This is a genomic window from Ruminococcus sp. RTP21484sp1_RTP21277st1_D2_RTP21277_210401, assembly GCF_040924225.1.
GTDB classification, from domain to species: Bacteria; Bacillota; Clostridia; order Lachnospirales; family Lachnospiraceae; genus Blautia_A; species Blautia_A faecis.
This window is the reverse complement of record NZ_JBCOMJ010000008.1, coordinates 1-25,570: the sequence shown is the minus strand read 5'-3', so window position 1 is coordinate 25,570 and position 25,570 is coordinate 1. Positions and strand designations below refer to the sequence as shown.

The window sequence follows — 25,570 nt, the reverse complement described above, 5'->3', positions numbered from 1 at the left end:
TCCTTTAATTATTGCCCATCATGATGTTATACACCTGCTCTTCCAGGGCTTTCTGTGCGTCACCGCCAGGTGCTTTTTTCGGAGGCTTGCCGCCTTTCAGCTTTTCCTCCACTGCAGTCTCTACAGCTCTCTGGAACACTTCCTTGACTTTCTCCATGGATTTCTTGCAGGTATCAGCGTCCGAATAATCCAGTACCTCTGCAAGTTCCTGGGGAAGCCCGTCACTGGCAAGGGTGTTCTTGGCTTCTGCCATCAGCTCCTTGCGTGTGATTGCTGCCTCTCTGTCGGCAAGTTCCTTTTCTCTTTTCTGCTGCATGTACTGCGCTTTTTCTTCCTTTGTCATCTTTGCCAGCTTCTCGGCTTCGGAAAGCTTATCATCCGCCAGTGCCTGCCACTTCTCCTGGGCTTTTGTCACTGCCGTATTGACCGCCTTCTGGACACGTCTGTCAAACTCTGCCTGATTGCCGCCTGTTTTCAGGAAGTCATCAAAAGATGGAGGTGTGTCTGAACCAGCTCCACCTTCACCGCCTGCGCCTTCTCCATCACCGGATCCACCGCCATTGCCGCCATCAGCCCCAGCGCCGTCTCCTCCTTCTGCAAAAAGCTGCAAGTTCATTGGTACTTTACAAAATGCTTTTATAACTTTATTTCTCATGTCTATCCTTTCCGCCCAGCCTATTCCCTACAGGGCCCGGGCCATTCGTTTCAGATTTTTTAGTTTACCCTCATTTCGGAGCATAAAAATAAGACGCGTCACCCTGCGTCCCAAAGGGAGATAATTGGATCACCTATTCCTTTCTCTGTGCGGTCTTAGCTGGTTCCTTCACGATTTCAGCCATGCCTTCCTTCACCAGGTGATCTGCCCTTGCCTCGTCCACCTCCAGGACGGTACCAGGTTCGATTACCTTGTGCAGACGGATGTCGCTGTAACGCTTGATTGCTTTTATTTTCATGGTCCTCACCTCCTCTTGCGCCGGCGCATTTTTTTAAAAATAAGCACAAAAATAACACGTCTTATGGCGTGCTATCACTGTTTTTATAACTGTATTGATATTTGTTAATCTGAAATTACCTTTTCAACATCATCCACAGTCTTGTCATATAAAGTTTCCCAGTCTTCAGATGAGCTTCCCACATCTACGATCAGAGAACCATCTGGAAATACTTCCATAACGCTTCCAGTTCTTCCGTCCTTCAGGAGGACTGTATCAAACTCTTTGATTTCCATCTAATCCTCCATCCTATGGATTACTTTCACTATATCATCAATAGTTGCATCAATAGTGTCCCAATCAGCAGGCGAATCCCCTACATCTACAAGAAAATGTGTATCATCTAATATTTCGACAATCGCTGCTTCGCGCCCATCTTTTAAAAGCACTGTATCAAATTCTTTTATCTGCATTTACTTCGCCTCCTTAATGTACGCGCTGGTCAACTTTGTTGTGCCATCTGCATTTTTGAGCCATGCTACAATTACATTTGCCGGTGTTCCCTTTTCACCATAAAGGACCATCTTCTGAACATATCTGTCGCCGTATCCGTTATTGTCAACATACTGAGCTGGATACCTTGGCGCACCATCTTTTAATGCTTTTTGCAGCTTCTGCCAATTATCCTTTCCATAGCCCAGGCGGTCTGTGAAGGCTCTGCCCTTAGGATATCCCTTCTCGCTATTTTCATCGAAAAGATATTTTGTAAACTTAGGCTCCGGCAGAATAGCATTTTCCGCATTCGGCAGCTTCAGCTCCGGATGTTCCAGAAGTTCATTTCTTCTCTGATAATCCATTTTCATGAACCTCCACATCTCAGGTTTATTATACTTCATATCCTGGAAGTCTGCAAAAGATTTTGGGACGGTTTTGCCTAAAACTTTCTGATAGCGTTCATACTGCTCCCGGTCAGAAGAACTGTTTTTAATCGCTTTCTCCTGTGCCTCAGCTTTGGCATTCCCTTTCACATATTTCTCATACCACTGGTCATAGGTCATATTTGCTGGTATCAACTCGATACATCCTGTATCCGGGTTATAGGCGTTTTTTTGCATTCGGGCAAGAGTTTCTTCATCAATAATGCTAATGGTTGTAGAACGGCACCAGGGGTGCATAGGAGGATAATTCTTTCCAACCATTCTTTCTGCCAAAAGGAAAACCTTCCCATCCAGACTCCGGCAGATCTTGCTTGTTCGCAGATCCAAAGTCGCAAGATACCGATACTTCTCTACGCCGCATTTCTCATAAGCCCTGGCAGTAAACTCACCGGCTACTTATGCTTTGTCATATACTTTTCAAATATATCTTTCGCAGCGTAAGTCAGATTCATGGAAGCACTTCTGTACACTTTTGCGATCAGATCAGCTGTGGCTTCTGCGTTATCCAGGTTCTTGTATAAGTCCCACACGGCGCGTCTTTCCCAGTAGTTACTCATTCAGCATCATCCTTTTCAGATTTATCTGGTTCCTTCTGATCCGGATTACCATCTTGTGGTGGTGTGTTCTCCTGCATGCCAAAGACCTCCTGCTGCCGTTTCAGGTTCTCTTCTGTCTCTTCATCCAAAGCTTTCAGTTCTTCGTCCACATCATCCACAAATGGTACCTGGGACAGTAGTGTTTTTCTACTTACTTTTCCCCACAGGTTTGCCACAATCTGGGAGATCTCCAACAGATTCTTCGGCAGTGCCCTGGTAAAAGTCATTGTGATTCCGGCCGGATCCACACTCTTGCCATGGAGCTCCAGATAATTGCAAAAAATCCGAATGCGCTTTCTTAAACCTTTTCTGTAATATCTGGTCTTTATCTTGGTGATGTTCTCCATTCCCAGAAGCTTAAACTCCATAGCCACGCCAGACACATTTCCACCAAAGGATTCATCTGACATACAGGGAATATGGGAAAATTTATGAATATCCTGTTCAATAGCTTTTTTTAGGATTTCCACTCCGGATTCATCAAACGTCCTGGTCAGGTACTCTGCCTTAGCTGTATCAGGCATTTCAAGCACCTTGTACTTTTTCAGCCTTTCTTTTGCCTTTTTGATATTCTGATCTTCCTCTTCCGTACCAGATTCATCCTCATCTGAGAGCAACGTGCCATAAATGGCAAGAATGGCATCAATAAACTGCTCCTTGTCTGTAATACGGTCGCTCATCAGTGCGTTGTAAGCGTCGATCAGAGGAATCTGAAGCTCAAAGTCCCCAATGGCAAGCTTATTGTTCAAATACTCAATAATCGGGATTTCTCCCAGGTAATGGGGAACTGGCAGTTCTGTTGTCAGCTGTGGTACTTCATTGTTCTGGATGTCCAGCTCATACTTGTAATTCGGCGTCAGCACGGTTGCTATGTAATGCTCCGGTCCCGTCTCCGAATCATCTTTCCGGACATAATAATAGACAGCAAAGAGCTCGTTTTCCTCTATGCTGTCATCTTTTACCATGAACGTATTTTCCGGGGACAGGTTCTTGGTCAGTAGATTATTCTCATTTTCCTTCACATACACATATTCATAAGCCAAGCCATAGATGGAAAGATCCAGACCATTATCACCGTCAGTCTCATCTGCCCCTGCTGTCTCCAGCGAATCTGTCAAATCCTTTATATCAGCATCTGACTTATAAGTAACCGGATTTCCGATAAAATAACTGCTGGCTGTGTCTGAAATGTCCTTTGCATGGTTGCATACCAGCCTGTTTTCCCGCTTGGCATCTTCCAGGATCTTATGTTTGCCCTGGTAATAAGCCATGTTCTTTTTCAGATCTTCAACCTGGCTGATGTGCTTACTGATTAGCTGACGGATGATCCTTTTGTCCGGTGCCAGCTCGTCAAATTTTTCTCTTGGAATTGTAAATATATACATTGTTCTCACCTACTTATTTCTCGAAGTCTCGCTACCCTGCTGCCAAGCACTGTGCTCACAAAGTAACGTACAGCGTCACAGCTGTGATCGTGCTGCTTAACTGGCTTATCCTCCCCACGTTCCAGGGCTTTTTCATCCCAGATGTAGGAAGCAAATTCTTTTATGGTTTCTGTACAGGAACTGGCGAATTTCAGCAGTTCCAAATTCAGCAGCATTCCCACTAGGCGGATTCCATCCAACACATCATTGTTGGCTTTCAGCACTTTGTACCCGCGCTTGCGGAGCTCTGCAATGAAGGAAGCTGCAGATGGATCCACGATGATTGCTTTTATCTTCGTACCATCCAGCCATTTTTTTAAATCATCTGCATATTCAGAATCTGTTTTCTGTCTGCCTTTATCACGTCCTGAATAGTAATATTCCCGGATACAGTACCAGACTCCATCCCTGCCTTTGTTCCAGAGCAGGAAGACGGTTGCATTCTGAGTACCATAGTCACAGGAAACATAGCGGTTGCCGTTGATCAGAAGCTGAAAGAAATCCTTGATATCGCGGACATGCCTGGCTTCATCAAACATATCATAAATAACGCCCTCGGCTGCTGCCCATAATCCCAGGATGTAACGCTTGAAGAATACGCCAATGTACATGCTGCGGTATCTGGTTTTTACCTCTTCATCCAGGGACAGGTTGTCATCCATGGTAAAATGCAGATACAGAAGCGCTTTCAGTCCTGGATCCTTGCCTTCTGCTTTTGCCTTCTGGCGAATCTTCTCGACCTGTTCTTTTCCCAGATATCCGGTAGACTTGTCAATCCAGTTGACCTTAAACCAGTGATACGGCCCGTCCGGGTTACAGTTAAACCAAAACTTGGAGCCTTTCACAGAGCAACGTCCTGTTGCCTGGTTGACAAAGGATTCCGGCATCAGTGCAACCTCATCAAAGAACACACCAGCCAGTGTAATACCCTGAATAAGATCCTGAGAACGTTCATCTTTACCGCCAAAGATGTAGAAATAGTTTTCAATACTATTCTTCCGCACAACTACCAGGTTGTCTGCTCTGTGATCCGTGATAGAGTAACCTCTTGATCGAAGCATGAGCTTCAGCCAGAACAAAACATTTCGCCGGAAGGAGCCGATTGTCTTTCCGCACATGGCAAAGTTCTGACCTGCAAAGCCGCTCATTGCCCACATAACAAAAGACAGCGACATGCTGACAGTCTTTCCTGATCGGATAGCTCCGTCTGCTATGATTCCATCTTTGTCATGGACTGGGGATTCTTTGCACCACCAGGTCAGTACCTGTTTCTGCTTCTTTGAGAATGGAGAGAAGTGAAATGTCTGGCCGTTCTGTCTGGTTGTCCGGTTCTGCTTCATCTGCTGCAGGCGCTTCTTAAGGCTGCTCAGTTTCTCATACATCCTCATCACCCCAGACATTTTCGGCAGAAGCATTCATGGCTTCCAGGAAGCCGTCATCTGTATCATCCTCGTTCTGTCCATCCTGTTTCAGAAGCTCCAGCTCGAACTTCATAGTTTCAAGCTCCAGATGAGCATCATCATAACCAAATTTATGCAGGGCTTCAATTGCCCTCTGGCGTCTGGCCTGGACTCTGGTCAACGCATCCTCAATGGACTGGATCTGACCAAGGATTCCTTCGTATTCCCTCAGGAGTGTTGGCTTTCCTTTCTCCATTCCATATTTGTACTTTGTAACAGACATTCCGGGAGGTGCTTTTTCAAGCTCATCCTCCCCTTGGTCATCTTCCGGATCCGAAGTCTGCTCCAGGAACTTCAGGGATTCAATCCGCTTTAACATACGCCGTTCCCGGACAGTCAGCAGCTGAATCTCCTGCAGAAGCAGCTGCTCTTTATCTGGCTGTACTGTCTGGATCAGCTTCTGTTCATCTGGTTCTAAGCAATCAAAAAAGAGAGTCTCAAACTCTCCTGTCTTAACTGCATTCTTATTCTCCGGCGGACCGGTTGCATTTTGATTGCCTGGCTGACCGCCCTTTTTCCTTTTTGCAACGTTGCGTTTTTCTTTTGCAACGTTGCAATCCCATTTATATCTATTTTTCCAACTTCGAACAGTACCTTCCGGCAGATTCAGCTGACTTGCAATCTCAACTAATTTCATGCCTTTCAGACACATAGCCTTCGCCTGTTCAATTCTTGGATCCGGCGCTCTGGCCATGTCTCATCACCTCTATTCGTCGTTTTTGGGTACAACAAAAGCAGCCCCGGGGAGCTGCCTTTGTGCTGTGTATGTCTTATACATATCACTACTACTTATTCATATCTGTATCAATAACTTTATATATCTTCTTCAAAATCATAAATAAATTTATAAGTAATAAAAAGAGAAGATAATAAAGGCATATGCTTTGAATTAAACCGTAGGTTTTTACAAAAACATTAAAAAGACAAATAATTAAAATACCAACACTGACTAGTATTGCAAACATAATCGCATAATATGCTCCAATCAATGCTTTTTTTGATGTACGCGCATCCATACTATAATATTCTGGATCTTTTTGAATTTTAGATTTCATATCAATCACTAACATCAAAAGATTAAAAAGCAATGTAGTCAAAATGGATACTACCACAGTGACTGTATTTATTATATTTCCGTCCATTTCATGTTTTAAAGCAGCCACAATGCTTACCAGTAGCGGAACTCCAAAATAATACACCACTGGCAGGAACAATATTCTTCCATTATCATCACTAAAACAGGATAAATAATTCTTAATAATCTCTTTGACAGAAGTATATCTCATCCCGCCAAAACGATATCCTATTAATAGCAAAACAAGAACCACACTGCACACAATCACATCTGGCTTTTGCAAAAAACTTGTAAGTTCTTTCATGCTTTCACCCCTATAAATATGCCATTCCAATTCCCTGTAAATACCCTCTGCCAATTTCAATCATAACAGGTTTTAATGTATCAAACGTCGGCAATCCATCTAACATTGTAACTCTATCGGATATATCTTCAGTTATAACTATTCTGTCTACATTATCCAAGTTAATTGTTTTTTCCGTATTTCCTAATTTGAAAACAAATTTAAGATTATCATAATCATAATCATCAATCTGTACAATATCTGATGCCGCTCTCTGACCATTCATCCATTCTGCAATAACATTTGCTTTTCTTTCCAAAAAGCCAGTTGGTTTATGAATTATTCTTTCCTCATATGTTTCATTTACACCATAATTCACACCCAATCTTTCAGTTTCATCTCGAGGAATTTCGTACCTAATCATGGATATTTTTTGTAAAATACCTTCTCGAAAATATTTCTGGATATACTGTCTAGGCATTACTGGACCTAAAGATACAAACAAATCATTATCTGCCATATGTATAATTGATTCTAATTTTTTCTGCAAAGACAATTTTATACTATATTGTCCCAAATTCTGCATCACTACAATACAGCTATTCACATTTCCTACTGGAACAATAATGCAAAAACCAAATGGCATAATATCAGCTTGATCGATAGATCTGTTATAAACATCTCCTGTATTTACGTCGATCAGTTCTGAACTAATTCCATATTCTCCTGTTTTTACAACTCCCGAAAGAACATTCCCTTCTAACCTGCCTTCAGCATCTAGCATCACATCTAATTGACACTGTGAAAAAGCAAACAAGTTTTCTTTATGGTGATCATTATCATATCTATTAAGATTTTGCTCTATATATTCGTTGACAATTTGAATAAGACTTCTTCCTTGAAAAATATTATTCAAATTCACTCTGTCAACACCATTTCTAGATATATTCATACCATAAACAGATACTTTAACCTTCTTTGCCATATGCAGTTCCCCCCCCATAAAATATAATTTGCCTAAATCATACTCCACAATTCAACATTTTGCAACGAATTGCGAGAATATTTGACAACTATATTTGTAAAGTGAATATCTGCATTATAGAACATTTGTTCGTCAATGTCTATATCGGAAAACTAAACAAAAAGAACCTCGTAATTTCTACGAAGTTCTCTCTGCAAATTATATTCTTTCGGGGAAGAATTGTATTTATAGCTCCTCTCGAAGCCAATCGGAACACCAGGACTCGAACCTGCGGCTCGGCTTAACGGCTCATGCTCCCTCCCGATCGGGGAGGTGTTCCGGTAGTGCAGTGAGCTCCCTCACACATGACTGCCCCGGACTCATACAACACGGAGTCGAACCGCGTACCAATGTGTCAGCCTGCACTGTAATATCATTTCGGCTCTGCTGTGGCCTCAGCAATTCCCTGGTTGATATCTGCCAGAATCAACTGCCAGGCTGTGACACCTGGCAATCACTTAATAAGGAGCTTAATGAAATCTTTTCGTCAATCCCAGTATACATACTACCATAGCCGAAGCGGACATGACCGGACATTTTGAAAATTTTATAATATTTTTTCAAGATATCGGTCATGACGCTTTCTGCAGCTGTCTTCTGTATATTTCCGTTTTGGAAACCGGCTGTTCATATTTGCTGCTACCGCCACCCATGTCATGTCATCCAGGTAATAAAAACGAAACATCATTCTCAGATCGCTTTGTGGGATTTCCCGGATAAAATCATCTACTGCATTCAGTGCGTCCTGCAGTTCATCTTCCAGTATGTGAAGCTTTGTTACCCGCTTTTTGATCATACCCTTCACCTGATCAACTTCTGGAAAAGGATAGCCGGTTATCTTGATCGGACCGAAGGTTCCATCCTTTCTGGTTCCCTTCACGGTATCAGAAACCACACCCTCATTCTCGATCTTGACCAGCCTGCGCCTGTCCCGGTCTATGCGGTTATGTAGGTCTTTGATTTCTTCCTTTAGCTCCACATACTGCTCCAGCACCGTCTTGTCCACCTCTATCACCTCCCACAAGCAGTTCGTATCTATGTACCTGTGCCAGGATTGCCGGTTCTGATCTGGCATCCTCCAGGAGCTTCCTGGCCTTATCCGGGTTCATGCTCAATTCCTTGGCAACCTGCAGCACTCTCTTCTCATCAATCATCTGGCACCTCCACTTCTGGCCACAGCATCGGTACGTTCAAATTGCGAAAATATCCTCTGCATACCTGCCGTATCGCACAGTTAAATACGCAGTCGTGAATGTCATTGTTTTTACAGTAAATTCTAATCGTGTTCACCGCCTCAGTGGCTTTCCGGTCCGTTGCCTTTCCCTGCTTGGTCTCTGTCATCTTTTTCACCTCTATCCTTGTTTACGGCACTTAATGCCCAGGCGATCACGCCAAAGGCTCCGATCAGCACGCCAACACCCATTGCAACAATTACATCTACCATTTACTTTCCCTCCTTGGACACCATCTTGGACTTGTCTTTAAAGTTAATTTTGATTCTCTTTCTGGAGTTCCAAAGCCTATAAAGCCTTCCATCTTATTGCCAAATGCTTTTCTAGGCAATTTCTCTGTTTCTGGATTTTCACAGAAGAATTCGCTTCTTCCGTATATCCCAGATTTGTTAAATTTGGCATTCGCCCTGGTTGTCATCTTGCAAAAATCACATTCACTGCATTTTGGTATCATCTATTTTACCTCCCAGCTTTTACACTCCCTGCAGCGGATCTTACTGCTGCACAAGGTGCCTTTTATCATTGACAGCCTCGGGCAGGTCGGGTGGACGTATACGATCAGCTCACCCACTCTGCCGGTACTGTGTTTACAGGTTTTATATTTTTCCGCCATAATCGTTTTCTCTCTTTCGTTTCTGGTAGACACTTAGGGTAATCAGCATGGTCCTCCCTCTGCTCCATGAAATGCTCCGGCTGGATACCTCCATGAACCATTTACAAAAATGTCTGCTGTTTCAAACTCTCCACTTACCAGGCTATGCAGCGCCTTGGCATCTCCATGATATACACAAGACTCTGCATCTCCCACAAAGTTATCCAGATCCTTTTTATTGTCCAGAGTAAAGCCGAGGATTTCTTCGTCTTTCTTTAAAAGTTCGTACTCTTCTGGCATTATCTCCCGAATTCCAGCAAACAGTGACGGTGTCGAAAATATGCACATAGCACAACTACACCGGTTCCAACCAGCTCTATAACAAGGGTGTGGATTTACCTTGTGGCGTTTCAATACTTCCCACACATCTTTTTCTGAGTAGTCAATAACCGGACGCCACTGGTGTACTAATCTGTGTGCCTTGGCTGTGGCGTTGGTTCTGTGTATTTCCATTTCGTTGTACTTTGACCGCCCTGTTGATTCCCCGCGTCGCTCTCCGGAAACAACCAGTATTTTTACGTTCTTGCTGGTCTTGTCCAGGTTCGCTGTAACGCTGTCCTGCACGGCAGCTTTCAAGTTTCCACTGCACCAACGACCTTGATGAGTTCCGCCCTTGGCCGGGAACTTCTGGCGCTTCCCACCTATTTCTTCAAGTTCCCCCAGCTGGCTCAGGTTGTTCATAACGGAGTCTGCAACCATAATTTTCAGGTATGCACTGCACCAGCGACGGCTCAAATCTCCTGTTTTTGCTGGGAATTTCATTCTGTAACCGTACTCTTTGAGTTTCTCCTCCATTTCCTCTGTGGCGATCTCTTTCAGCTCCTGGCATTGTATGTATTTCCTAGACAGCTTGCACTGGCATATTTCCCCGGTGTCCGGGTCCATCCACTCAACCGGCTCACTTGCGCCGATCCTGTAAAGTTCTCCAAAAAATCCATTTACCCGCCAGGATAATCTCAGCGGTACCTGCTCGGCTTCTGCAAATGCTTTTACATAATTTTGTGTGCAACGCCAGTCCATTCTACGGGACGGGTGCCCGCCGTCTATGTCATGGTGCCATAGTTCAATTTTTCCTTTCGGCACGCCCAGCTCAATGAGTTTATAATAACAGGCTATACTGTCTTTTCCTCCGGACAGTAGTACCGCGATCATGTCGTATTCTTCCAGGGGGAGAAGTTCTTCCAGGTATATTTTTTTCATGTGTTCGGAATCCTTGCGACCTGATACTTTCGGCTTTATCCGTTTACCTTGCCCGTATATAGGCGTATCTTCGTGTCCATATATCACAGGAGTATCCTTTGTACACTCAATGTCTTTGATATAATTCATCTTTCCAAGAAGCCCGGTATACCATTGCCCCGGCCGGAGGCTGGCTCCTTTCTTGCTTGACTATCTTTTTTTCTTTGCCAGACATTCCAGCTGCCACACTACATCCAGCAGTGCAACTTCTACTTGCATCGTCTGGCATTGTTCTCTAATCTGGTGACAACGTTCTGCAACTCTCTCCCAGGCTCCAGCATCTTCCGGAAGAATACCGTTGTACTCTTCATACAGCTCCTGTACTTCTGGATATTCTTCCCAGAGAGCTTTTCGTTCCTGGGGTGTCAGCCAGATCATGGCAGCCTGTCGATCCGGACATAAATCCCAGGGACTTCCGCCCAGAACTTTTCCACGATCTCCGAAGCCACCAGTGCATCATCATCCCAGAAACCAACTTTCGTCATGCAGTCCTTTAATAGTTTCTGCAGATTGTCCGTATCCGGTTTGGAAAGTCTGTAGGTACCATCCAAATGTTTTCCCCTGGGGAAGCACCATTTTGTGATCAGCCTGACTCCACAGTGATATGGTTCATCTGGTACATGCTGTCCAAGATATGCCACCAGTTTCTGTCTGGCTGCTTTTAATTCCGGTGGCTCATAGAACACTGGCTTTCCTCCGGCAACCCTGACCTGTTTTTCCTGATGGGTTACAGTCGGCGGAACCATTGCCATGAAAAACTCAAATTCCAAAATCATCAACTCCTTTTTTCAGGTGATCAAGGTATGGTGCCCACCTGAGTGCGGGGGTGGGTGGTCGTCGTGCGTGAGCTTATCGCACGACTACCTACCCCCGCTAGGTGGGGTGCGCACATACACATATACGTAGTATATGGTTGCGCACCCCCCATTTTTGCGCACTGCTCACAACCATAAAAATAATGGTTTTGCGCACCGTGAACATCATTATAAAAAATATGGTTCTGCGCACTACTCTGTATCATGGTTGTGAGCACTCCTGCGCACCCTTTCTCCTGATGTATGTTTTTCCATCTTCACCAAAATATTTTTCAAATTTATTCCGCAATTCTTTCTTCTGACGCTTGCCTTCTCCCAGCCAGGAAAGTAACTCTTTTGCACTTGTTTCAAGTGCTTCTGCCAGCTCTGAAGCAGAAATTTCACGGCCATCAAATTCAATATTCTGGAATGCAATCTCAAACTCATTTAACTTACGCTCACGGTTCTTTTGAGCATTTTCTTTTCGCCTCTGGGACGCTTTTTCCCACGCAGGCTTATCATCTTCCAGCTGCAGGTCTTTCAGGCTTCCTACCTGATCAATCCTGTGTACCGGATAATCGAACCACATATTGACCGGATCAAACTTCGGGAACTCTCTTAAGGTTCCCTCAATTCTCCATGCAGTACGCGCCTGTACTTCCGCTTTCGCAGCCGTTATCTGCTTATCCAGGGCTATTTTCTGCCATTTATCCAGGTGTGCCTCACAGTAACCCAACATCTGTGCACTGCTCAACAGATCGTCCTGTGAGAGGTCATCCTGCCACTTATAATGTGCATCCAGATATGCTTTACAAGTTCCACAGACAGCCTTATTTTCTTCCTGTTTCATCAATGCCTCTGTCGGCTCTAGCTCGATCAAATCCAGAAGTGCATCCGGATCACGGGCAAATACACCGGATCCAGAAGCGCGGTCCATGGACTTCTTACCGCCCTGATTTCCTTTGCTGTGATGATGACAGTAGATCACGGCACAGCCAAGCTCTGTACACACTTTATCGAACTGGTTACAGAAGTTCGCCATCTGATCGGCACTGTTCTCATCACCAGTAATGACCTTATAAATCGGGTCTATAATGATCGCTACATAATTCTTCTTTGCTGCCCTTCTGATCAGCTTTGGTGCAAGCTTATCCATAGGCACAGACTTTCCTCGAAGGTTCCAGATATCAATGTTCTGCAGGTTGTCTGAGACATAGCCAAGGGACTCATATACATCTTTAAAACGGTGAAGACAGCTCGCCCGGTCAAGTTCCAGGTTCACGTACATCACACGTCCCTGCGCACAATGCCACTGCAGCCACTTCTTGCCCTCTGCTATGGCGATACACAGTTCAATCTGAAGGAAAGACTTACCAGCCTTGGATGGTCCAGAGATCAGCATCTTATGCCCTTTACGAAGCACCCCATCAATGAGACAGGGTGACAGCTCCGGAAGATTGTCCCAGACACTTTCCAGACCTTCCGGCTCCGGAAGATCATCATTCACACCTTCAATCCACTCATACCATTCATTCCAGGAGGATTTTCCTATGTTGGTATCTACAATGAACTGCTTCTTTTCCCCACGTTCTACACCGGGCATCCTGGACAATCTGGAAGGGTTCCGGTTCTGGGTATCTACATCAATCCCGTTCTTCTGGCAGACTTCATACAGATAATCAACGCGCTTCCTGTACTCGCCATAATCCGCTGCATCCACCCTCACGATTGCGTGAAGGCTTTTCTTTCCGGAATACACCAGGCAGGCAATGGGAAGCTCCAGCTCACGCAGGATGGCGTTCTGCTGGTCGATTTCCATGTGATCAGATTCTACAAGAGCATACCGGTATTCTGTTACATTTTCGTTTTTACAGCCGTTTCCATCCAGTGGGTTGAAACGGATCCACGCGCCAGCTTCCGGATTGTAATCGCCAAGCACTGCCCCTATGTCACCTTTGCAGGTGTTCAGCTGCTCGATCAGCTGTCCTGCAGTACGGTCCCAGCTTCCCTTTTGTGGAAGCCATCTGGTACCTTTCTCGTCTGTCTTTTCCCAACTTCCAGTTACGTACCCTACGTTTTCCCCAGCTTCAAACAGGGTTTCCAGATATGTGATCAGCTGCTCTGCCGGGTTCCAGTTCTTTGGTTCCTGGATCTCCCTGCCTTCCAGCCAGTTCTTATCCACTACTACACGGTCACTGTCTACCTGTATACTATCGTTCCAGTCCAGTTCATGGCCTTTTTCCGGCACCCATCCGCGCTCCATTGCCATCTGTACAATAGTCCCACCAGTTACCGGAGAGGAGGAACCAGAAAAACTTCTCCACTTCTTCTCACATTCTCCGGCATGGTACCGTCCAAAGTCCTTCTGGCTCCACTGATCCCAGACGCTTACCGGATAGCCTTCCAGTTTCAGTGCCATTCCGACATTCACCCAGTCCTGATAGCTCAGGGAACCGGGATCGATGTATTCAATTATCTCTGTAAGGCTTGTCCTCTGCTCCATGTTTATGCTCCTTTATATTCCTGTGGTACAATGTCGTTCGGGATCTTCCATCCGTTCCCGGCAATCCTGTCAATTAAATTCTTGGCTGTGTTAAACTGCCAGGTCCCCACATGTTTAAATCCCCTGCCCTCCAGGAAGCGGATCTGCTTCGGGGTAGTAAGTCCCTCATTTCTACGCTTGTCCAAACGGTCAAGAATCTTAGCTGCCTTCCCTGCATTCTCAATCTGATCCGGCATGATTCCCAGCTTTTCCAATGTCTGCTTCTGTTTGTCAGATGGCGGTCCCATCTCCCATCCAAAAGACGGAACATAACTGGACAGGTCTTCTGCCTGAATAGACATCTCGAACTGCAGTGGATCTACAAGCTTCTTTTTCCGTTTTTTCATCTCTGCCAGCTGTTTAGCCAGGGATTCCTCACGCTGTGCGACTACATCTTCTGAGGCAGTCTTTTCCGCCTCTTCAATATCAATAGCTATGCCGGCTTCTCGTTCCAGGTTCTCCGTCATCTTCTGGGCTACTTCTTCATTCTCACAGATCAGACTTGCGGGGTGGCACAGTTCATGCCGCTCTGTATGCCAAAGGAAATCCAACAGCAACAGATGATCTTTTCCTGTTTCTGGTGAAAGTCTTGTGCCACGTCCCACCATCTGGCAGTAAAGGCTTCTTACCTTTGTAGGTCTTAATACCACAATGCAATCAACTGACGGGCAGTCCCAGCCTTCTGTCAGGAGCATGGAATTACATAACACGTTGTATTTACCAGCATCAAAATCTTTTAATACCTCAGCCCTGTCCTGGCTGTCTCCGTTTACTTCTGCCGCCTGGAAACCATAAGCATTTAGGAGATCTCGGAACTTCTGGCTGGTCTTTACCAGCGGCAGAAATACCACAGTTTTTTTATCCATGCAGTATTTCTGCATCTCCTGGGCAATTCCTTCCAGGTATGGATCCAGCGCAGTACCAATCTCACTTGCCTTGAAGTCCCCTGCCTGTACAGAAACGTTGCTCATATCGATCTTGAGTGGAATTGTCAGCGCCTTGATCGGGGACAGGTATCCTTCCTTGATTGCCTTAGGAAGGGTGTACTCATAAGCCAGGGATTCAAAATATACGCCAAGGTTCCGCATATCCCCACGGTCTGGCGTTGCCGTTACGCCTAACACCTGTGCTTCCGGAAAATGCTGCAGCACTCTCTGATAGCTGTCAGATATACAGTGATGGGCTTCGTCAATAATGATGGTATTAAAATAATCAGCCGGGAAACTTCCCAGCCTCTTTTCTCTCATCAATGTCTGTACAGAGCCAACCACTACCCGGAACCAGCTGCCCTGGCAGGAGCTTTCTGCCTTTTCCAAGGCACATCCAAGCCCGGTTGTCTTCATCAGCTTATCTGCTGCCTGATCGAGCAGTTCCCCTCTGTGTGCCAGGATCAGTACGCGGTCACCTTTACGGACACATTCCTCTGTTACCTTGGCAAATACCACAGTCTTTCCACAGCCTGTAGGAAGGACCAGCAGGGTTTTTAACACCCCGCTGTCCCACTGTTCAAAAATAGCTTCCTTCGCTTCTTTTTGATACGGCCTTAGTTCCATTTTTAAAAGCCTCCCGGTGTAAATGCAGGTTTACTGGTATCCTTTGGATACAGCTTTTCAATGTAATTGAACTTCTTGTTTGGATCCTTAATTCCAGGCTTCAGTCCGATCTTAGCGCGCGCAGTCTTGCCAGGAAGTGCACTCCAGTCCATACGGAGTTCTTCTCCCTCCTTCTTAAGGCCAACGCCACGGAACAGCTCAGACAGCTTCCACTCCAAACTGGTATGCAGTACATAATTTTCACGGATGGTAACCTCACGTTCTGGAACATGCACCGTAAAATAAACAACTGCCATATTGCATGGAGGGAGCTTACCCTCACCTTTAGATCTGCTACGGTCAAATTTCTCAATTGTTACGTTATAATCCCCTTCTGGAATTGGCTCATAATCCTGGGCATCCTGTTTGATGGAATCCTCCCAGCCTAACTCTCTTCCTTCTGCTGCCATAAATTTTTATCCTCCTTTAATTGAACGGCACCTGTTGTGTCGCTTTCATTTCTTTGATCATTCCATAGACCTGTGGCCATGCCCCGATCAGACAGCCATTGATAAAGTCCATGTCATAATCTTTCACCTTTACATCAGAGGGATAATACCCTCTTGCTGCCACTACGTTCTGGATGTCCCATTCATCTACCTGGTTACTCTCCATCAGGTCACGTAAAGCTTTAGGGATTCCGGGATCAATGGTGCTGCTCCTTGCTGTCGGTTCCGGAGTCTTTTGTGGTTCATTAAGCGGAAGGTTCATCTGCTCCCCAACAGTAACAGCAGGTTCTGTCTTTGTAGCTTCCTGTACCGTAGTCGGCTGAGGCTGTACAGTTGGCTGAGCCTGTACCGGCTGCTGCGCTGGTACGGATTTTGGCTGTGTTTCTTTTACTGGCACGGCATTTCCCTCAATGATTGTCCGGATGGAATCATAACTGAATGGGACTTCATCTGGCAGACCGTAGCGGTTCTTTGCATCCCAGCAGGCATTGTGGGTGGTATACATCACACGCTCACCGCCCTGGGCTTTCCTCTTTTTCCCTTTATCATCCACCGCAATAGAGAATGTTTTATAATTGGCAAACAGTAGCATGTCCGCCCATTCCTTGATCAGTGGGGAGGTCTGGGATGCTGTTTTCTTTCCAAGCTTTAACTCCCATCTGTCATAAGCTCCCAGTTCATCCGGCTGTTCAAACTTCCGGATCTGCGCATGTGCAGTAAGGACCACGTTGACATCAGCCTCTACAACTTCTGTCAGCTGATTGAGGAATTTCCCCAATTCTTCTTTTACATAAACATAACCATTTCCGTAACCAAAGTCCTCAATACCGGACTTTCTGTGCTTGTCGCAGATATGCCGGATACACATAGATTCCGCCCAGTCAATGGTATCTATGACCAGTGTCTTGCACATAGTCGGATGTGTGCGGACATAATCCACCTGGTCCAGCAACATCTGCCAGCTGGACGCCTTGGGAAGTCTCGCAACATCCATTGAATTGGTACTTCCTTCCGTGTCAATAAACACCGGATCTGGGAACTTGCTGGCAAAAGTGGATTTGCCAATTCCCTCTGGTCCGTAAATGACCACCTTCTTTGCACAGGGGATCACGCCTCTGATAATTTCCATTTAAAATGCACCTGCCTTCCATGCTTTTGGCTGTGGTTCTTCCGGATGTTCCTGTCCAACCACATAACCGTCTTCAATAATAATGCTGCACTCATCACCAGTAGAAACTCTGGTAGCAATTGCCTGGAGTCCTTCTGCTTCCAGCCACTCTCCAAACTCCTGCAGTGTCTTTCTGTCCATCTGCTCCAGCTTGTCCAGAAGAACGAAACCGCACTGCGGGTTCAGTTTGCGGACAATAGCGGTAGAAACCTTCAGACGTTCCGCACCGGACATGTTGTCCCACTTCTGGCCTTTATAGACCAGCTCTCCATCTTTTACGGATAGCTCTGGAAGAGGAAGCTCTGCAGAAGTCAGAAGCTCATTCTTCTTATCCCTTGTCTCTTCCAGCTGCTTTGTTAGATTGTCGTACTTGGTACGGTACTCTTTGGCGTCATCCTCCGCTTTTTCCTTATCCAGGTTGGCTCTGACTTTACGGTTGATTTCCTCGATATTGGAGATATTAGCTTCCAGTTCTTCTGTGGACTGATCCGTCAGATCCTTTGCAGAAGTCTCTGCAATATCCAGATCTTTTACCAGCTGCAGATGTTTCTGCTTGGCTGCTTCCAGAAGCTCAGACAATCTGATTACTTCCTCATGGGCACGCTTCACAGATTCCCTGAGCTGTGCAGCCTGATCGCGTTTTCTCTGGTTTTCTCCATTCTTTGCCAAAATCTCCTGTTGCTGTCTGATCAGCTCAGAGGGTGACACCAGATCTCTTGGAGCCTCCGGGTAATAAGGCTGCTCTTTTGCAAATTTCTCTTTCTGATCAGCGGTACGTCCTACATACAGACGCTCCTGGTAAAGCTCTTTTTCTTCCTTTTCCAGTTCTGCAAGCTGAGGTCCCACGCCAATGATCTGCAAAAGCACTTTTGCCTTCTCTGTTCCGGAGGCTTCCATAAATCTTGGAAGATCCAGGGCAAGCTGTTCCACAAATTCATTAAGCAACTGCTGTCCGGTCTTCTGACCATTCGGGTCCGTAACCTTGAGGGCACTATTCTTTCCCTTACGCTCCACTACCAAACCATTGTTCATCACAATATGTAAGTTCGGCGGCACCATGGAGCCTTCTCTTGTACTCTGGGAAGGTTTGTAACGTTCCCCGCCAAGTGCCCAGGCGATGGAATCCAGAACTGAGGTTTTGCCCTGCTGGTTATCTCCGCCAATGATGGTTAAGCCGTTCTGTGCAGGTTCCAACTTTACTGCTTTGATACGTTTTACATTCTCGATTTCGAGACGGTTAATCTTCATGCTCATATCTTATCTTTTCTCCTTTTTCAAAAACTCAAAATCATTTAGCAGTTTCTCCATCAGTTTTTCTGGTTCCTGCACTGCCATAATATCTTCATAACGCGCTTCCGCCAGGAGCGCATCCCCTAAGATTGGAGAACCATGTCTTGGCATGTCGTACATCCAGCTTCCAAAACGATTTAATGGCAAATTCTTAAAATGCCCTTCCTCATCTACCAACATAATCACTGGTCCCTGAAAGTAATTATTCATTTTGACAGTATGGACAGTTTCAAAATGGCCTCCTAAAGCTTTTTGAATACTCTTGAAATCGTCAAAATTCACATCAATGATTGAGATTTCGTTATCTGCTGAAATTTTTAATGTTTTCATTGATTTTTCTCTCTTTCTCCTCTACAATAAGAGGGTGATAAACTGTTTTTGTCCATTTGGACACCGGATCCTGATGAGCTCCCAACTCTCAGGATCCATTTTCTTTTAACAACCGTGTAAGATGCTCCCTGGCTGCTTCGTAGTTTTTAACGGATTCTTTCATCAGCGCTTCGTCACGATAAATATCATAAGTAGTCATTTTACTTTCTGTTGGTTCCTCCACCCAAACCCGGCATGGATATCCAGCTAATCCTATTTCGAAACTTATATGGATTCCGCTTGCTATAGTTTTCTTCGAAAGCTCATACAACTCATCTATCATTTTTTCTAAAATCATGGCCTCCTCCCTTCCGGCTTGGCTCTTCTTTTGGGCTGCATTGCTGCTCATTAATTTTTCAGTAATGAGTGAATCCAAATTACAACTAAAATTCCTAGCGCAACTAATTCACCAACGCTCATGTTCTCTTCCCTTCTGGCTCTGTGCCCTGTATCAGCATCCACGCAAGCATTGATAATGCCAGTGCTCCTGCAACCTGCAGTCCGTCCCACTGCCAGAACGGCAGGTATGTAGCAAGGGTGCCTATGATGACAGATATGATTATGTTACGCTTCATTCCCAGTCTCTCCTTCCACAACAGCCCGGTTGCTCCAGCCAATCATTTGTACCAGCTTTTCCGGATGAAATGCCGGAGCATACTTTCTGGCATTGCGATCCAGAAGCTGGCGCCGATAAGTAAGATAATCAATGAACACCAGAACGTTGATCAGGACAATGTTTCCATCCCGGATAATGGCATAATCGTTATAACGCCCTGTTTTGATTTCATCTTCAATTTCAAACAATCTTGTCCGCACAGTTCCGGCACTAATCTGGAACTCTTTTGTAAGCTGCTCTTTTCTCATGTACGGATATCCCCGTATGGATTCTGTGTAAACCATCTTTTATTTACCTCCCGTTATCTTCTCATGCTAAGTGCAAGGCAAATTATTGCTATCGAATTCAACAGCGTTGCAAATAAATTTATCAGTAATGCTGTATTCTCTATCTTCCTCATCTCCTTTTCTGTTACTTCTCCAAATTTCATTGACTTTTCTTCCTTACACTCCTATTCTGTAAATATCGGTACTGTCATGCCAAATACATAAGAAAGAAGGTACTAATAATGTCAGAAAAAAATTCTTTTCCTTTTGATATTCCTGAACTTCCAGATTCAGTTGATAATGCTTTAAAAAATCTCTCCGATGCCCCAACAAAATCAATTGGTCAAACTCTATCTGATGCATGGTTTTTAGTTTTTGGAGGAATTTCTCACCAAGCTAATAAACGCCGCATGAAATATGCCCATGATTTGGAGATATACAATTACGAATTGTCTCAGGCAATTGCTAATGTCCCTCCCGAAAACCTTATTGAGCCGGATATTCAAACAACTGCTCAAGCACTTGAAAATTCTAAATACTGTATCGAATCAGAAGAACTTCGCAAAATGTTCGTCAATTTAATCAGTAAGTCCGTAAACTGTGCTTATGTTGAAAAAGTTCACCCTTCATTCGCCGAAATAATTAAACAAATGAGCCCTTTAGATGCACGTATTTTAAAAAGCATGAATCCACGTTACAGTTTTCCACTTGTTGACTATGTTCTGAGTAGCTCTACTGCGAATAAATTTAGAGAGACGTTTGAAATTAATCTTTCAAATGTCTATATTCCCAATCTTTCTGGAGTAAATATACAACAAGCAAGCAGTTCAATTTCTTCCTTAAGCAGACTGGGGATAGTTACAATTGAAACTCAGTCTACAATTACAGACTCTAGTGTTTATGCGCCTTATGAGCAAACTGACTATTACCTAGAATTTTCGCGTAAAGCACGACAATTTTACGCATCTAAGAGAGCTGATCTTCATAAATATCTAGGGCAATTCACTCCTCTAGGCAAGAATTTCTTTGAAGTTTGCGTAAAATAGATAATGTGTTCTCATTATTCTTAGTTGTCATTTCGCACATGTCTTTAACATAGCCATCTACCTTTTTGAAATAGTAGGTGGCTAATATTTTAGTAGTGATCACTGACACTAAAATACTTGCTCCAATAATTTCCATCTTGCTTCATCTCCTTTCCTGTATTTGCTTGTAGTCTTTTATCTTTTTTATTTTCAGCTCACCTCCTTCTGCTCGTCTGTTGCAAACAGATAGTCAAGTGTCTTGTCTGGAAACATTAATTGTTTTATGAGCACGCATTCTTTTAATGAAAGAGAACTCTTTCCGTTTAGCTTAAAAGAAAGTGTCGTTGGTGTTACCTGTAACATTTCGGCCATCTGCAATTGGGTTATCTTGGATCTTGCCATTTCAGCTTCCAAGTTAGGAAACATTTCCTCACCTCCGTCTCTTTGTTACGATTTTTCGTGATTACATTTACAGTATATACGATTTTTCGTGATTGTCAATATGTTTTTCTCGAATTTTTGAGATTTTATTTTTGATTTATATATATTTATATTGATTTTTCGAGATTTTAGTGTTAATATAGCGTTAAAGATACAAAGAAAGGTAGGCATTATATATGCAAGAATTAGAATCTAAGATAAAAGAATTAATAATATCCAGATATGGAAGCTTAAAAAAATTCTCAGAGAAAATAAATATGCCTTGGACTACTTTAGACAGTATCTTAAAAAGAGGAATCGCAAATTCTAACATCACAAATGTCCTTAAAATAACACGCGAATTAGGACTTGACGCGGAAAAGCTTGTCGATGGAGAATTATTATTTACGTCTGAAGAACCTACCACTCTTGCAGCTCATTTTGATGGCGAAGAATACACCGAAGACGAATTGAATGAAATTCGCCAGTTTGCAGAATTTGTAAAAAACAAAAGGAAATAATTGGCAGATCTGCCAGAATGTACATTGACAATATAATATATTTGCCCAGGGAACTGGGGGACGTGCTCTTTGCCTAATCCGGACACCTTACGGAGGAGGTGAAGTTTATGAGCGATTACGAGACATTTATGATTATGTTGACTTTTGCTAATTTAATCGTAGCCATACTTACATATGCACATAAAAAATAGCCGTCCTAATCTTTGGCGAGATCAACGGCTATTTTTTAGCTAACTATATTCGCTGGATTGGGTGAAGTGCAGTCACCTTCCAGCTCCCTTGTTAAATATATTATATGTCACTCCAAAATATTTGTCAATTTTCTTTTTGGGAAGCAGCTGTACAGATTTTTGTACACGTATTGAGATATACTAGAGCGGGAGGTGTTTACAATGAGCACATATGAGGAATTACAAGACCAGGCCTGCGCGGACGGTATAGACGTAATGGACTATGAATTTAATAGTCCAAACATAAAAGGCTTATATTGTAACAGCACTGTAGCAATCAATAAATCCATTTCAACCCAGGCTGAAAAATCATGTGTACTGGCCGAAGAGCTTGGCCACCACTACACTACTGTTGGTGACATTATTGATCAGTCTGAGGTCAGCAACCGAAAACAGGAATACAGAGCCCGTCTCTTTGGTTACAACCTTAAAATTGGATTAATTGGGATTGTGCATGCCTATGAAGCCGGATGCCGTACTTTATATGAAATGGCAGAATATCTGGATGCTACAGAAGAATATTTAAAAGAAGCACTGGATTGTTATCATTCCATACATGGGGTTTATGCTACTTTAGACAATTACATAATTTTCTTTGAGCCTACATTTACGGTAATGAAAACAGTTGCTGAACCAAACCATTTTATTGGTTTATAAAAGGATATTAAATGAACACAGTAAAATCGAATTTTAGCTTAAATTCTTTTAGTGATATTGAATACCGAGCATTAAACCGATTAAAAAATGCTAAAATAGATGAAGATTTTCAGGGAGAACTAAATCTCACAATTCATAGACCCTCGTTTTGCGATTTTTGTATATCAGAGGGGCTAATACGCTTATCCACTAGCACTGAAGATCAAAAACTATTAACAATAGCTGTTTATAAAACTTATTTGCATGAACATCACCTTAAAGTCTCTGGAAATAAGCAAGAATTAATCAACCGTATTAACAACTTCGATTCTTCTTTTTTTGGAAAAAAACACTACATTTTAACAGATAAAGGAAAAGAACTGCTTTATAGCTTCTGGGATTCGCGCGAAAATCGTCCTACACTCGCGCCAGAAGAACGGCTTAAATCCAAATTGAATAAATATAATATTCCTATGTCCATTTATAATAAACACAGACAACTTTTTCCGCCCTGTTATTCTGATAATGATGTAATATGGAATATTTTTAACGATCGTATATTAGAGTATTCTTTCCAATCTAAATATACTGATTTAAGAGAAACTTATTTAAATATGGCACTACTTTTAGAAGACGATAAAATGTATGTCAAAGCATTCAGCTATTTTTGCATGACTATTTGTTTTGACATAAATGGATATTCCCGATTAAACCAACCGACTCTTATTGCATGGATTGCTAATCGCTTATTTTACCTACGCAAACACTATTCGGAAGTTCTGCCAAGTATTATCTATTCGCAATGTCTGTTCAATAAACAATATTGTTCGGAAGAAAATTTTTCAGCTCTTATTAGCGATTTAGTAACCGCTGAAAAAGCTTTTTCTAATGAAGAATGCAAAATATTACTACAAAAATATGCTTTTTCTAATCCAACAACCGAGGAAAAGGCAATTTATGCCAATCAAAACAAGGAGGAATATTCCATGGCAAACTATGTTACGATTACAAGTGATAAAAGAAAGAAGACGGCTCTTCTATTATGTGTCTTTTTAGGGATGTTTGGGGCACATCAGTATTATGTCGGAAAGATTGGAAAGGGTATTTTATATACCTGTACTTTTGGACTGTTCGGCATCGGATGGATTGTTGATATCTTTAAAATAGCACTCGGAAATTTCCGCGATAATACAGGTGCACCGCTTCGCCAGTAAATAATAAAGTCCTAAAAATAACTAAATAAAAGAAAAACCGGCTCCTGCGCCAACAGGAACCGGCGAGCACATCCGAAGATGTACGCTACTTTCAGCAAAGATATTGTATCATCTTCGGTGCAGCCATGCAAGCGGAACCTTTGTTCGCGCAGGCTGTTATTTTTGTACTTATTTTTCCCGGCACTTGCGCCGGCTCAACCAAAAAAGAAACCATCTCGGTGATTCTGCCGGAATGGTCCGTATAAGGAGGATGATATCATGTGGGTTGAAGAATCGAAAAATGGCAAATTCAAATTCTGCGAGCGGTATGAGGACTATTTGACTGGAAAAACAAAACGTGTATCTGTCACAATGGACAAGAATACCCCTCAGTCCAGAAAAACAGCACAGAAGACTTTGGAATTAAAAATCCAGCAGGCTATGGGAGCCTGTCCAGATCATCAGTGCACCTTAAAAGAATTGGTTGAGGAATATAGAAAAGATCAGAAAAAGACCGTTAAACAATCTACATACTCCCGAAATTATTTTGCCTGCAATGCCATTATGAAAATGCTTGGTGAAAGTACAATTGTGGAGCACATGACTGCCAAGTATGTCCGCAGCAGGTTTCGTGATTCTGGAAAGGAAAACAGCACTTTAAATGAACACCTTACTCGTTTCCGCGCTCTGATCCGCTGGGGATATAGTAACGATATGATCAGTGACATTACTTTTCTGGAGAAAATAGAACCTTTCAAGGATCTTCCTCATAAACAAAAAATACAGGATAAGTACCTGGAATCAGATCAGCTCAAAGCCTTATTGGATGGAATGGATCACACTCTTTGGAGACTGTGTACTGAATTCATGGCGCTGTCTGGTCTGAGAGTTGGTGAGCTGATTGCCTTGGACCGTATAGATGTGGATTTTAAAAACAAGGTGATCCATGTAACAAAAAACTATGATTATATAAACCAGATCGTCACATCTCCAAAGAGCTTTTGTTCGATCAGGGATGTGTATATGCAGGAGGAACTGGAAAATGTATGCAAACAATTAAATGCGCTGATGCTCCGCCGACGCTTAATGTTTAATATTGGAAAGCCAGCCCTGTTTCTCTTTTCCAGGAATGGAACTTATATACACTATTATTCCTACAATAAATATTTAAGGGAAAACTCCAAGCGTGTCTTAGGGCGTGCTATCACCCCACATGCCCTGCGTCATACCCATGCCTCTCTTCTCTTGGAGCAAGGTATCAGCATTGATACCATCTCTAGGAGACTCGGACACGAAAACAGCAAGGTTACCAAAGAAATATACTTACATGTCACAAAAAAGCTCACGGAGAAAGACAACGAACAGATTGCAAAAGTATCTATTTTTTAAAGTTGCCCCTTTTCTGCCCCTTTTATTGAAACAGGTATTTAGTGCCACATTGAAAACACCGCATAAAATCAATATTTTTCCGCTGTCAAGATGGAATTAATTCAAGTCCCATCTTCCGCATTTTTTATTGCTTAAAAGTAAAAAAGTGTCTTCGACACTTCAACTCCCCTGCCCCTCAATCTTGAGGGGATAGGGGTTTCTTTTTTTCAACTTTT

General features: G+C 43.4%; 37 protein-coding genes and 1 pseudogene. 6 read left to right on the top strand and 32 right to left on the bottom strand.

The window, feature by feature from the left end:
* Window positions 1-4: 4 nt before the first annotated feature.
* The 31 genes and pseudogenes from AB5706_RS07360 to AB5706_RS07210 all read right to left on the bottom strand — a co-directional run bounded on the left by AB5706_RS07360 (window position 5) and on the right by AB5706_RS07210 (window position 20,105).
* Entirely contained in the window at window positions 5-655 is a 651-nt protein-coding gene (locus tag AB5706_RS07360) for a DUF4355 domain-containing protein (protein WP_243881981.1), read from the bottom strand.
* A 133-nt stretch (window positions 656-788) separates the two neighbouring features.
* Complete coding sequence (locus tag AB5706_RS07355; protein ID WP_173772683.1) at window positions 789-953, bottom strand: hypothetical protein; 165 nt, start codon at window positions 951-953, stop codon at window positions 789-791.
* Window positions 954-1,057: 104 nt separating this feature from the next.
* Window positions 1,058-1,228 carry a hypothetical protein gene (locus AB5706_RS07350; RefSeq protein ID WP_173772681.1) on the bottom strand — a complete coding sequence of 57 codons (171 nt, stop codon included), beginning with the start codon at window positions 1,226-1,228 and terminating at the stop codon, window positions 1,058-1,060.
* Entirely contained in the window at window positions 1,229-1,405 is a 177-nt protein-coding gene (locus tag AB5706_RS07345) for a hypothetical protein (RefSeq protein WP_173772679.1), read from the bottom strand.
* The gene (locus tag AB5706_RS07340) at window positions 1,406-1,990 is read right to left on the bottom strand and encodes a DUF6883 domain-containing protein (RefSeq protein WP_368365977.1); all 585 of its coding nucleotides are present in this window, start codon (window positions 1,988-1,990) and stop codon (window positions 1,406-1,408) included. It abuts the gene before it with no gap.
* A 93-nt stretch (window positions 1,991-2,083) separates the two neighbouring features.
* Window positions 2,084-2,251 (bottom strand): annotated as a pseudogene (locus AB5706_RS07335) (minor capsid protein); the annotation flags it as partial.
* Window positions 2,252-2,262: 11 nt separating this feature from the next.
* The gene (locus AB5706_RS07330) at window positions 2,263-2,427 is read right to left on the bottom strand and encodes a hypothetical protein (RefSeq protein ID WP_368365967.1); all 165 of its coding nucleotides are present in this window, start codon (window positions 2,425-2,427) and stop codon (window positions 2,263-2,265) included.
* Complete coding sequence (locus AB5706_RS07325) at window positions 2,424-3,851, bottom strand: phage portal protein (protein ID WP_173772675.1); 1,428 nt, start codon at window positions 3,849-3,851, stop codon at window positions 2,424-2,426. The genes AB5706_RS07330 and AB5706_RS07325 overlap by 4 nt, the downstream gene beginning before the upstream one ends.
* 5 nt (window positions 3,852-3,856) lie before the next feature.
* Window positions 3,857-5,230: a PBSX family phage terminase large subunit gene (locus AB5706_RS07320; protein ID WP_368357072.1), complete on the bottom strand. Its 1,374-nt coding sequence runs from the start codon at window positions 5,228-5,230 to the stop codon at window positions 3,857-3,859.
* 34 nt (window positions 5,231-5,264) lie between these two features.
* Window positions 5,265-6,044: a phage terminase small subunit gene (gene terS, locus AB5706_RS07315; RefSeq protein ID WP_173772673.1), complete on the bottom strand. Its 780-nt coding sequence runs from the start codon at window positions 6,042-6,044 to the stop codon at window positions 5,265-5,267.
* Between the two features lie 91 nt (window positions 6,045-6,135).
* Window positions 6,136-6,729, bottom strand: coding sequence for a hypothetical protein (locus AB5706_RS07310; protein ID WP_173772671.1), 594 nt, complete (start codon window positions 6,727-6,729; stop codon window positions 6,136-6,138).
* Between the two features lie 10 nt (window positions 6,730-6,739).
* The gene (locus AB5706_RS07305) at window positions 6,740-7,693 is read right to left on the bottom strand and encodes a hypothetical protein (RefSeq protein ID WP_173772669.1); all 954 of its coding nucleotides are present in this window, start codon (window positions 7,691-7,693) and stop codon (window positions 6,740-6,742) included.
* A gap of 586 nt (window positions 7,694-8,279) precedes the next feature.
* A complete protein-coding gene (locus AB5706_RS07300; RefSeq protein WP_330602727.1) occupies window positions 8,280-8,738 on the bottom strand; it encodes a hypothetical protein in 459 nt (152 codons plus the stop codon).
* Window positions 8,677-8,886, bottom strand: a complete 210-nt coding sequence (locus AB5706_RS07295) for a hypothetical protein (RefSeq protein ID WP_173772667.1) — start codon at window positions 8,884-8,886, stop codon at window positions 8,677-8,679. The genes AB5706_RS07300 and AB5706_RS07295 overlap by 62 nt, the downstream gene beginning before the upstream one ends.
* Window positions 8,879-9,073, bottom strand: coding sequence for a hypothetical protein (locus AB5706_RS07290; protein ID WP_173772665.1), 195 nt, complete (start codon window positions 9,071-9,073; stop codon window positions 8,879-8,881). Before AB5706_RS07290 ends, AB5706_RS07295 begins: the two co-directional genes overlap by 8 nt.
* Window positions 9,027-9,176, bottom strand: coding sequence for a hypothetical protein (locus tag AB5706_RS07285; RefSeq protein ID WP_173772663.1), 150 nt, complete (start codon window positions 9,174-9,176; stop codon window positions 9,027-9,029). Before AB5706_RS07285 ends, AB5706_RS07290 begins: the two co-directional genes overlap by 47 nt.
* On the bottom strand, window positions 9,170-9,418 hold the full coding sequence (locus AB5706_RS07280; protein ID WP_173772660.1) for a hypothetical protein: 249 nt from the start codon (window positions 9,416-9,418) through the stop codon (window positions 9,170-9,172). The genes AB5706_RS07285 and AB5706_RS07280 overlap by 7 nt, the downstream gene beginning before the upstream one ends.
* On the bottom strand, window positions 9,419-9,577 hold the full coding sequence (locus AB5706_RS07275) for a hypothetical protein (RefSeq protein ID WP_173772658.1): 159 nt from the start codon (window positions 9,575-9,577) through the stop codon (window positions 9,419-9,421).
* Between the two features lie 42 nt (window positions 9,578-9,619).
* The gene (locus AB5706_RS07270) at window positions 9,620-10,816 is read right to left on the bottom strand and encodes a phosphoadenosine phosphosulfate reductase domain-containing protein (RefSeq protein ID WP_243881980.1); all 1,197 of its coding nucleotides are present in this window, start codon (window positions 10,814-10,816) and stop codon (window positions 9,620-9,622) included.
* 189 nt (window positions 10,817-11,005) lie between these two features.
* Window positions 11,006-11,233: a hypothetical protein gene (locus tag AB5706_RS07265; protein WP_173772654.1), complete on the bottom strand. Its 228-nt coding sequence runs from the start codon at window positions 11,231-11,233 to the stop codon at window positions 11,006-11,008.
* Window positions 11,230-11,631, bottom strand: a complete 402-nt coding sequence (locus tag AB5706_RS07260) for a RusA family crossover junction endodeoxyribonuclease (RefSeq protein WP_226837535.1) — start codon at window positions 11,629-11,631, stop codon at window positions 11,230-11,232. Before AB5706_RS07260 ends, AB5706_RS07265 begins: the two co-directional genes overlap by 4 nt.
* A gap of 241 nt (window positions 11,632-11,872) precedes the next feature.
* On the bottom strand, window positions 11,873-14,152 hold the full coding sequence (locus tag AB5706_RS07255; RefSeq protein WP_173772652.1) for an AAA family ATPase: 2,280 nt from the start codon (window positions 14,150-14,152) through the stop codon (window positions 11,873-11,875).
* A gap of 2 nt (window positions 14,153-14,154) precedes the next feature.
* The gene (locus AB5706_RS07250; protein ID WP_173772650.1) at window positions 14,155-15,744 is read right to left on the bottom strand and encodes a DEAD/DEAH box helicase; all 1,590 of its coding nucleotides are present in this window, start codon (window positions 15,742-15,744) and stop codon (window positions 14,155-14,157) included.
* 2 nt (window positions 15,745-15,746) lie between these two features.
* The gene (locus tag AB5706_RS07245) at window positions 15,747-16,193 is read right to left on the bottom strand and encodes a hypothetical protein (protein ID WP_173772648.1); all 447 of its coding nucleotides are present in this window, start codon (window positions 16,191-16,193) and stop codon (window positions 15,747-15,749) included.
* Between the two features lie 16 nt (window positions 16,194-16,209).
* Window positions 16,210-17,361, bottom strand: a complete 1,152-nt coding sequence (locus AB5706_RS07240; RefSeq protein ID WP_173772646.1) for an ATP-binding protein — start codon at window positions 17,359-17,361, stop codon at window positions 16,210-16,212.
* On the bottom strand, window positions 17,362-18,654 hold the full coding sequence (locus AB5706_RS07235) for an AAA family ATPase (RefSeq protein ID WP_173772644.1): 1,293 nt from the start codon (window positions 18,652-18,654) through the stop codon (window positions 17,362-17,364). It lies immediately after the preceding gene.
* A gap of 3 nt (window positions 18,655-18,657) precedes the next feature.
* Window positions 18,658-19,020: a DUF3846 domain-containing protein gene (locus tag AB5706_RS07230; RefSeq protein WP_173772642.1), complete on the bottom strand. Its 363-nt coding sequence runs from the start codon at window positions 19,018-19,020 to the stop codon at window positions 18,658-18,660.
* Between the two features lie 88 nt (window positions 19,021-19,108).
* Window positions 19,109-19,357: a hypothetical protein gene (locus AB5706_RS07225; protein ID WP_173772640.1), complete on the bottom strand. Its 249-nt coding sequence runs from the start codon at window positions 19,355-19,357 to the stop codon at window positions 19,109-19,111.
* 118 nt (window positions 19,358-19,475) lie between these two features.
* On the bottom strand, window positions 19,476-19,634 hold the full coding sequence (locus AB5706_RS07220) for a hypothetical protein (protein WP_173772639.1): 159 nt from the start codon (window positions 19,632-19,634) through the stop codon (window positions 19,476-19,478).
* Window positions 19,624-19,959: a hypothetical protein gene (locus AB5706_RS07215; protein WP_148463810.1), complete on the bottom strand. Its 336-nt coding sequence runs from the start codon at window positions 19,957-19,959 to the stop codon at window positions 19,624-19,626. Before AB5706_RS07215 ends, AB5706_RS07220 begins: the two co-directional genes overlap by 11 nt.
* Before the next feature lie 17 nt (window positions 19,960-19,976).
* The gene (locus AB5706_RS07210; RefSeq protein WP_270414050.1) at window positions 19,977-20,105 is read right to left on the bottom strand and encodes a hypothetical protein; all 129 of its coding nucleotides are present in this window, start codon (window positions 20,103-20,105) and stop codon (window positions 19,977-19,979) included.
* 78 nt (window positions 20,106-20,183) lie between these two features.
* Between AB5706_RS07210 and AB5706_RS07205 the strand changes: the two genes are divergently transcribed.
* Window positions 20,184-20,987: a DUF4393 domain-containing protein gene (locus AB5706_RS07205; RefSeq protein ID WP_173772636.1), complete on the top strand. Its 804-nt coding sequence runs from the start codon at window positions 20,184-20,186 to the stop codon at window positions 20,985-20,987.
* A gap of 189 nt (window positions 20,988-21,176) precedes the next feature.
* Here the strand turns inward: AB5706_RS07205 and AB5706_RS07200 are convergent, their stop codons facing one another.
* Window positions 21,177-21,392 carry a helix-turn-helix domain-containing protein gene (locus tag AB5706_RS07200; protein WP_173772634.1) on the bottom strand — a complete coding sequence of 72 codons (216 nt, stop codon included), beginning with the start codon at window positions 21,390-21,392 and terminating at the stop codon, window positions 21,177-21,179.
* 191 nt (window positions 21,393-21,583) lie between these two features.
* Here AB5706_RS07200 and AB5706_RS07195 point away from each other — a divergent pair, with 191 nt between their 5' ends.
* The 5 genes from AB5706_RS07195 (at window position 21,584) to AB5706_RS07175 (ending at window position 25,355) form a co-directional block, all read left to right on the top strand.
* Complete coding sequence (locus AB5706_RS07195) at window positions 21,584-21,907, top strand: XRE family transcriptional regulator (protein ID WP_173772632.1); 324 nt, start codon at window positions 21,584-21,586, stop codon at window positions 21,905-21,907.
* A 107-nt stretch (window positions 21,908-22,014) separates the two neighbouring features.
* Window positions 22,015-22,098 carry a putative holin-like toxin gene (locus tag AB5706_RS07190; protein ID WP_226815750.1) on the top strand — a complete coding sequence of 28 codons (84 nt, stop codon included), beginning with the start codon at window positions 22,015-22,017 and terminating at the stop codon, window positions 22,096-22,098.
* A gap of 201 nt (window positions 22,099-22,299) precedes the next feature.
* Window positions 22,300-22,794, top strand: a complete 495-nt coding sequence (locus AB5706_RS07185; RefSeq protein ID WP_173772630.1) for an ImmA/IrrE family metallo-endopeptidase — start codon at window positions 22,300-22,302, stop codon at window positions 22,792-22,794.
* An 11-nt stretch (window positions 22,795-22,805) separates the two neighbouring features.
* Window positions 22,806-23,987, top strand: coding sequence for an NINE protein (locus AB5706_RS07180; protein WP_243881979.1), 1,182 nt, complete (start codon window positions 22,806-22,808; stop codon window positions 23,985-23,987).
* Window positions 23,988-24,245: 258 nt separating this feature from the next.
* The gene (locus tag AB5706_RS07175; RefSeq protein ID WP_173772626.1) at window positions 24,246-25,355 is read left to right on the top strand and encodes a site-specific integrase; all 1,110 of its coding nucleotides are present in this window, start codon (window positions 24,246-24,248) and stop codon (window positions 25,353-25,355) included.
* Window positions 25,356-25,570: the final 215 nt, after the last annotated feature.

What these genes read in the sequence shown, in the direction of transcription:
- AB5706_RS07310 (WP_173772671.1), bottom strand. Translation starts at nt 6,729, where the DNA reads ATGAAAGAACTTACAAGTTTTTTGCAAAAGCCAGATGTGATTGTGTGC.
- AB5706_RS07225 (WP_173772640.1), bottom strand. Translation starts at nt 19,357, where the DNA reads ATGATTTTAGAAAAAATGATAGATGAGTTGTATGAGCTTTCGAAGAAA.
- AB5706_RS07275 (WP_173772658.1), bottom strand. Translation starts at nt 9,577, where the DNA reads ATGGCGGAAAAATATAAAACCTGTAAACACAGTACCGGCAGAGTGGGT.
- AB5706_RS07325 (WP_173772675.1), bottom strand. Translation starts at nt 3,851, where the DNA reads ATGTATATATTTACAATTCCAAGAGAAAAATTTGACGAGCTGGCACCG.
- AB5706_RS07205 (WP_173772636.1), top strand. Translation starts at nt 20,184, where the DNA reads ATGTCAGAAAAAAATTCTTTTCCTTTTGATATTCCTGAACTTCCAGAT.
- AB5706_RS07320 (WP_368357072.1), bottom strand. Translation starts at nt 5,230, where the DNA reads ATGAAGCAGAACCGGACAACCAGACAGAACGGCCAGACATTTCACTTC.
- AB5706_RS07185 (WP_173772630.1), top strand. Translation starts at nt 22,300, where the DNA reads ATGAGCACATATGAGGAATTACAAGACCAGGCCTGCGCGGACGGTATA.
- AB5706_RS07280 (WP_173772660.1), bottom strand. Translation starts at nt 9,418, where the DNA reads ATGATACCAAAATGCAGTGAATGTGATTTTTGCAAGATGACAACCAGG.
- AB5706_RS07295 (WP_173772667.1), bottom strand. Translation starts at nt 8,886, where the DNA reads ATGATTGATGAGAAGAGAGTGCTGCAGGTTGCCAAGGAATTGAGCATG.
- AB5706_RS07255 (WP_173772652.1), bottom strand. Translation starts at nt 14,152, where the DNA reads ATGGAGCAGAGGACAAGCCTTACAGAGATAATTGAATACATCGATCCC.
- AB5706_RS07240 (WP_173772646.1), bottom strand. Translation starts at nt 17,361, where the DNA reads ATGGAAATTATCAGAGGCGTGATCCCCTGTGCAAAGAAGGTGGTCATT.
- AB5706_RS07270 (WP_243881980.1), bottom strand. Translation starts at nt 10,816, where the DNA reads ATGAAAAAAATATACCTGGAAGAACTTCTCCCCCTGGAAGAATACGAC.
- AB5706_RS07180 (WP_243881979.1), top strand. Translation starts at nt 22,806, where the DNA reads ATGAACACAGTAAAATCGAATTTTAGCTTAAATTCTTTTAGTGATATT.
- AB5706_RS07350 (WP_173772681.1), bottom strand. Translation starts at nt 1,228, where the DNA reads ATGGAAATCAAAGAGTTTGATACAGTCCTCCTGAAGGACGGAAGAACT.
- terS (WP_173772673.1), bottom strand. Translation starts at nt 6,044, where the DNA reads ATGGCCAGAGCGCCGGATCCAAGAATTGAACAGGCGAAGGCTATGTGT.
- AB5706_RS07220 (WP_173772639.1), bottom strand. Translation starts at nt 19,634, where the DNA reads ATGAAGCGTAACATAATCATATCTGTCATCATAGGCACCCTTGCTACA.
- AB5706_RS07190 (WP_226815750.1), top strand. Translation starts at nt 22,015, where the DNA reads ATGAGCGATTACGAGACATTTATGATTATGTTGACTTTTGCTAATTTA.
- AB5706_RS07330 (WP_368365967.1), bottom strand. Translation starts at nt 2,427, where the DNA reads ATGAGTAACTACTGGGAAAGACGCGCCGTGTGGGACTTATACAAGAAC.
- AB5706_RS07305 (WP_173772669.1), bottom strand. Translation starts at nt 7,693, where the DNA reads ATGGCAAAGAAGGTTAAAGTATCTGTTTATGGTATGAATATATCTAGA.
- AB5706_RS07355 (WP_173772683.1), bottom strand. Translation starts at nt 953, where the DNA reads ATGAAAATAAAAGCAATCAAGCGTTACAGCGACATCCGTCTGCACAAG.
- AB5706_RS07360 (WP_243881981.1), bottom strand. Translation starts at nt 655, where the DNA reads ATGAGAAATAAAGTTATAAAAGCATTTTGTAAAGTACCAATGAACTTG.
- AB5706_RS07285 (WP_173772663.1), bottom strand. Translation starts at nt 9,176, where the DNA reads ATGGTAGATGTAATTGTTGCAATGGGTGTTGGCGTGCTGATCGGAGCC.
- AB5706_RS07260 (WP_226837535.1), bottom strand. Translation starts at nt 11,631, where the DNA reads ATGATTTTGGAATTTGAGTTTTTCATGGCAATGGTTCCGCCGACTGTA.
- AB5706_RS07250 (WP_173772650.1), bottom strand. Translation starts at nt 15,744, where the DNA reads ATGGAACTAAGGCCGTATCAAAAAGAAGCGAAGGAAGCTATTTTTGAA.
- AB5706_RS07195 (WP_173772632.1), top strand. Translation starts at nt 21,584, where the DNA reads ATGCAAGAATTAGAATCTAAGATAAAAGAATTAATAATATCCAGATAT.
- AB5706_RS07290 (WP_173772665.1), bottom strand. Translation starts at nt 9,073, where the DNA reads ATGACAGAGACCAAGCAGGGAAAGGCAACGGACCGGAAAGCCACTGAG.
- AB5706_RS07175 (WP_173772626.1), top strand. Translation starts at nt 24,246, where the DNA reads ATGTGGGTTGAAGAATCGAAAAATGGCAAATTCAAATTCTGCGAGCGG.
- AB5706_RS07215 (WP_148463810.1), bottom strand. Translation starts at nt 19,959, where the DNA reads ATGGTTTACACAGAATCCATACGGGGATATCCGTACATGAGAAAAGAG.
- AB5706_RS07230 (WP_173772642.1), bottom strand. Translation starts at nt 19,020, where the DNA reads ATGAAAACATTAAAAATTTCAGCAGATAACGAAATCTCAATCATTGAT.
- AB5706_RS07245 (WP_173772648.1), bottom strand. Translation starts at nt 16,193, where the DNA reads ATGGCAGCAGAAGGAAGAGAGTTAGGCTGGGAGGATTCCATCAAACAG.
- AB5706_RS07210 (WP_270414050.1), bottom strand. Translation starts at nt 20,105, where the DNA reads ATGAAATTTGGAGAAGTAACAGAAAAGGAGATGAGGAAGATAGAGAAT.
- AB5706_RS07235 (WP_173772644.1), bottom strand. Translation starts at nt 18,654, where the DNA reads ATGAGCATGAAGATTAACCGTCTCGAAATCGAGAATGTAAAACGTATC.
- AB5706_RS07340 (WP_368365977.1), bottom strand. Translation starts at nt 1,990, where the DNA reads ATGACCTATGACCAGTGGTATGAGAAATATGTGAAAGGGAATGCCAAA.
- AB5706_RS07345 (WP_173772679.1), bottom strand. Translation starts at nt 1,405, where the DNA reads ATGCAGATAAAAGAATTTGATACAGTGCTTTTAAAAGATGGGCGCGAA.
- AB5706_RS07265 (WP_173772654.1), bottom strand. Translation starts at nt 11,233, where the DNA reads ATGATCTGGCTGACACCCCAGGAACGAAAAGCTCTCTGGGAAGAATAT.
- AB5706_RS07200 (WP_173772634.1), bottom strand. Translation starts at nt 21,392, where the DNA reads ATGTTTCCTAACTTGGAAGCTGAAATGGCAAGATCCAAGATAACCCAA.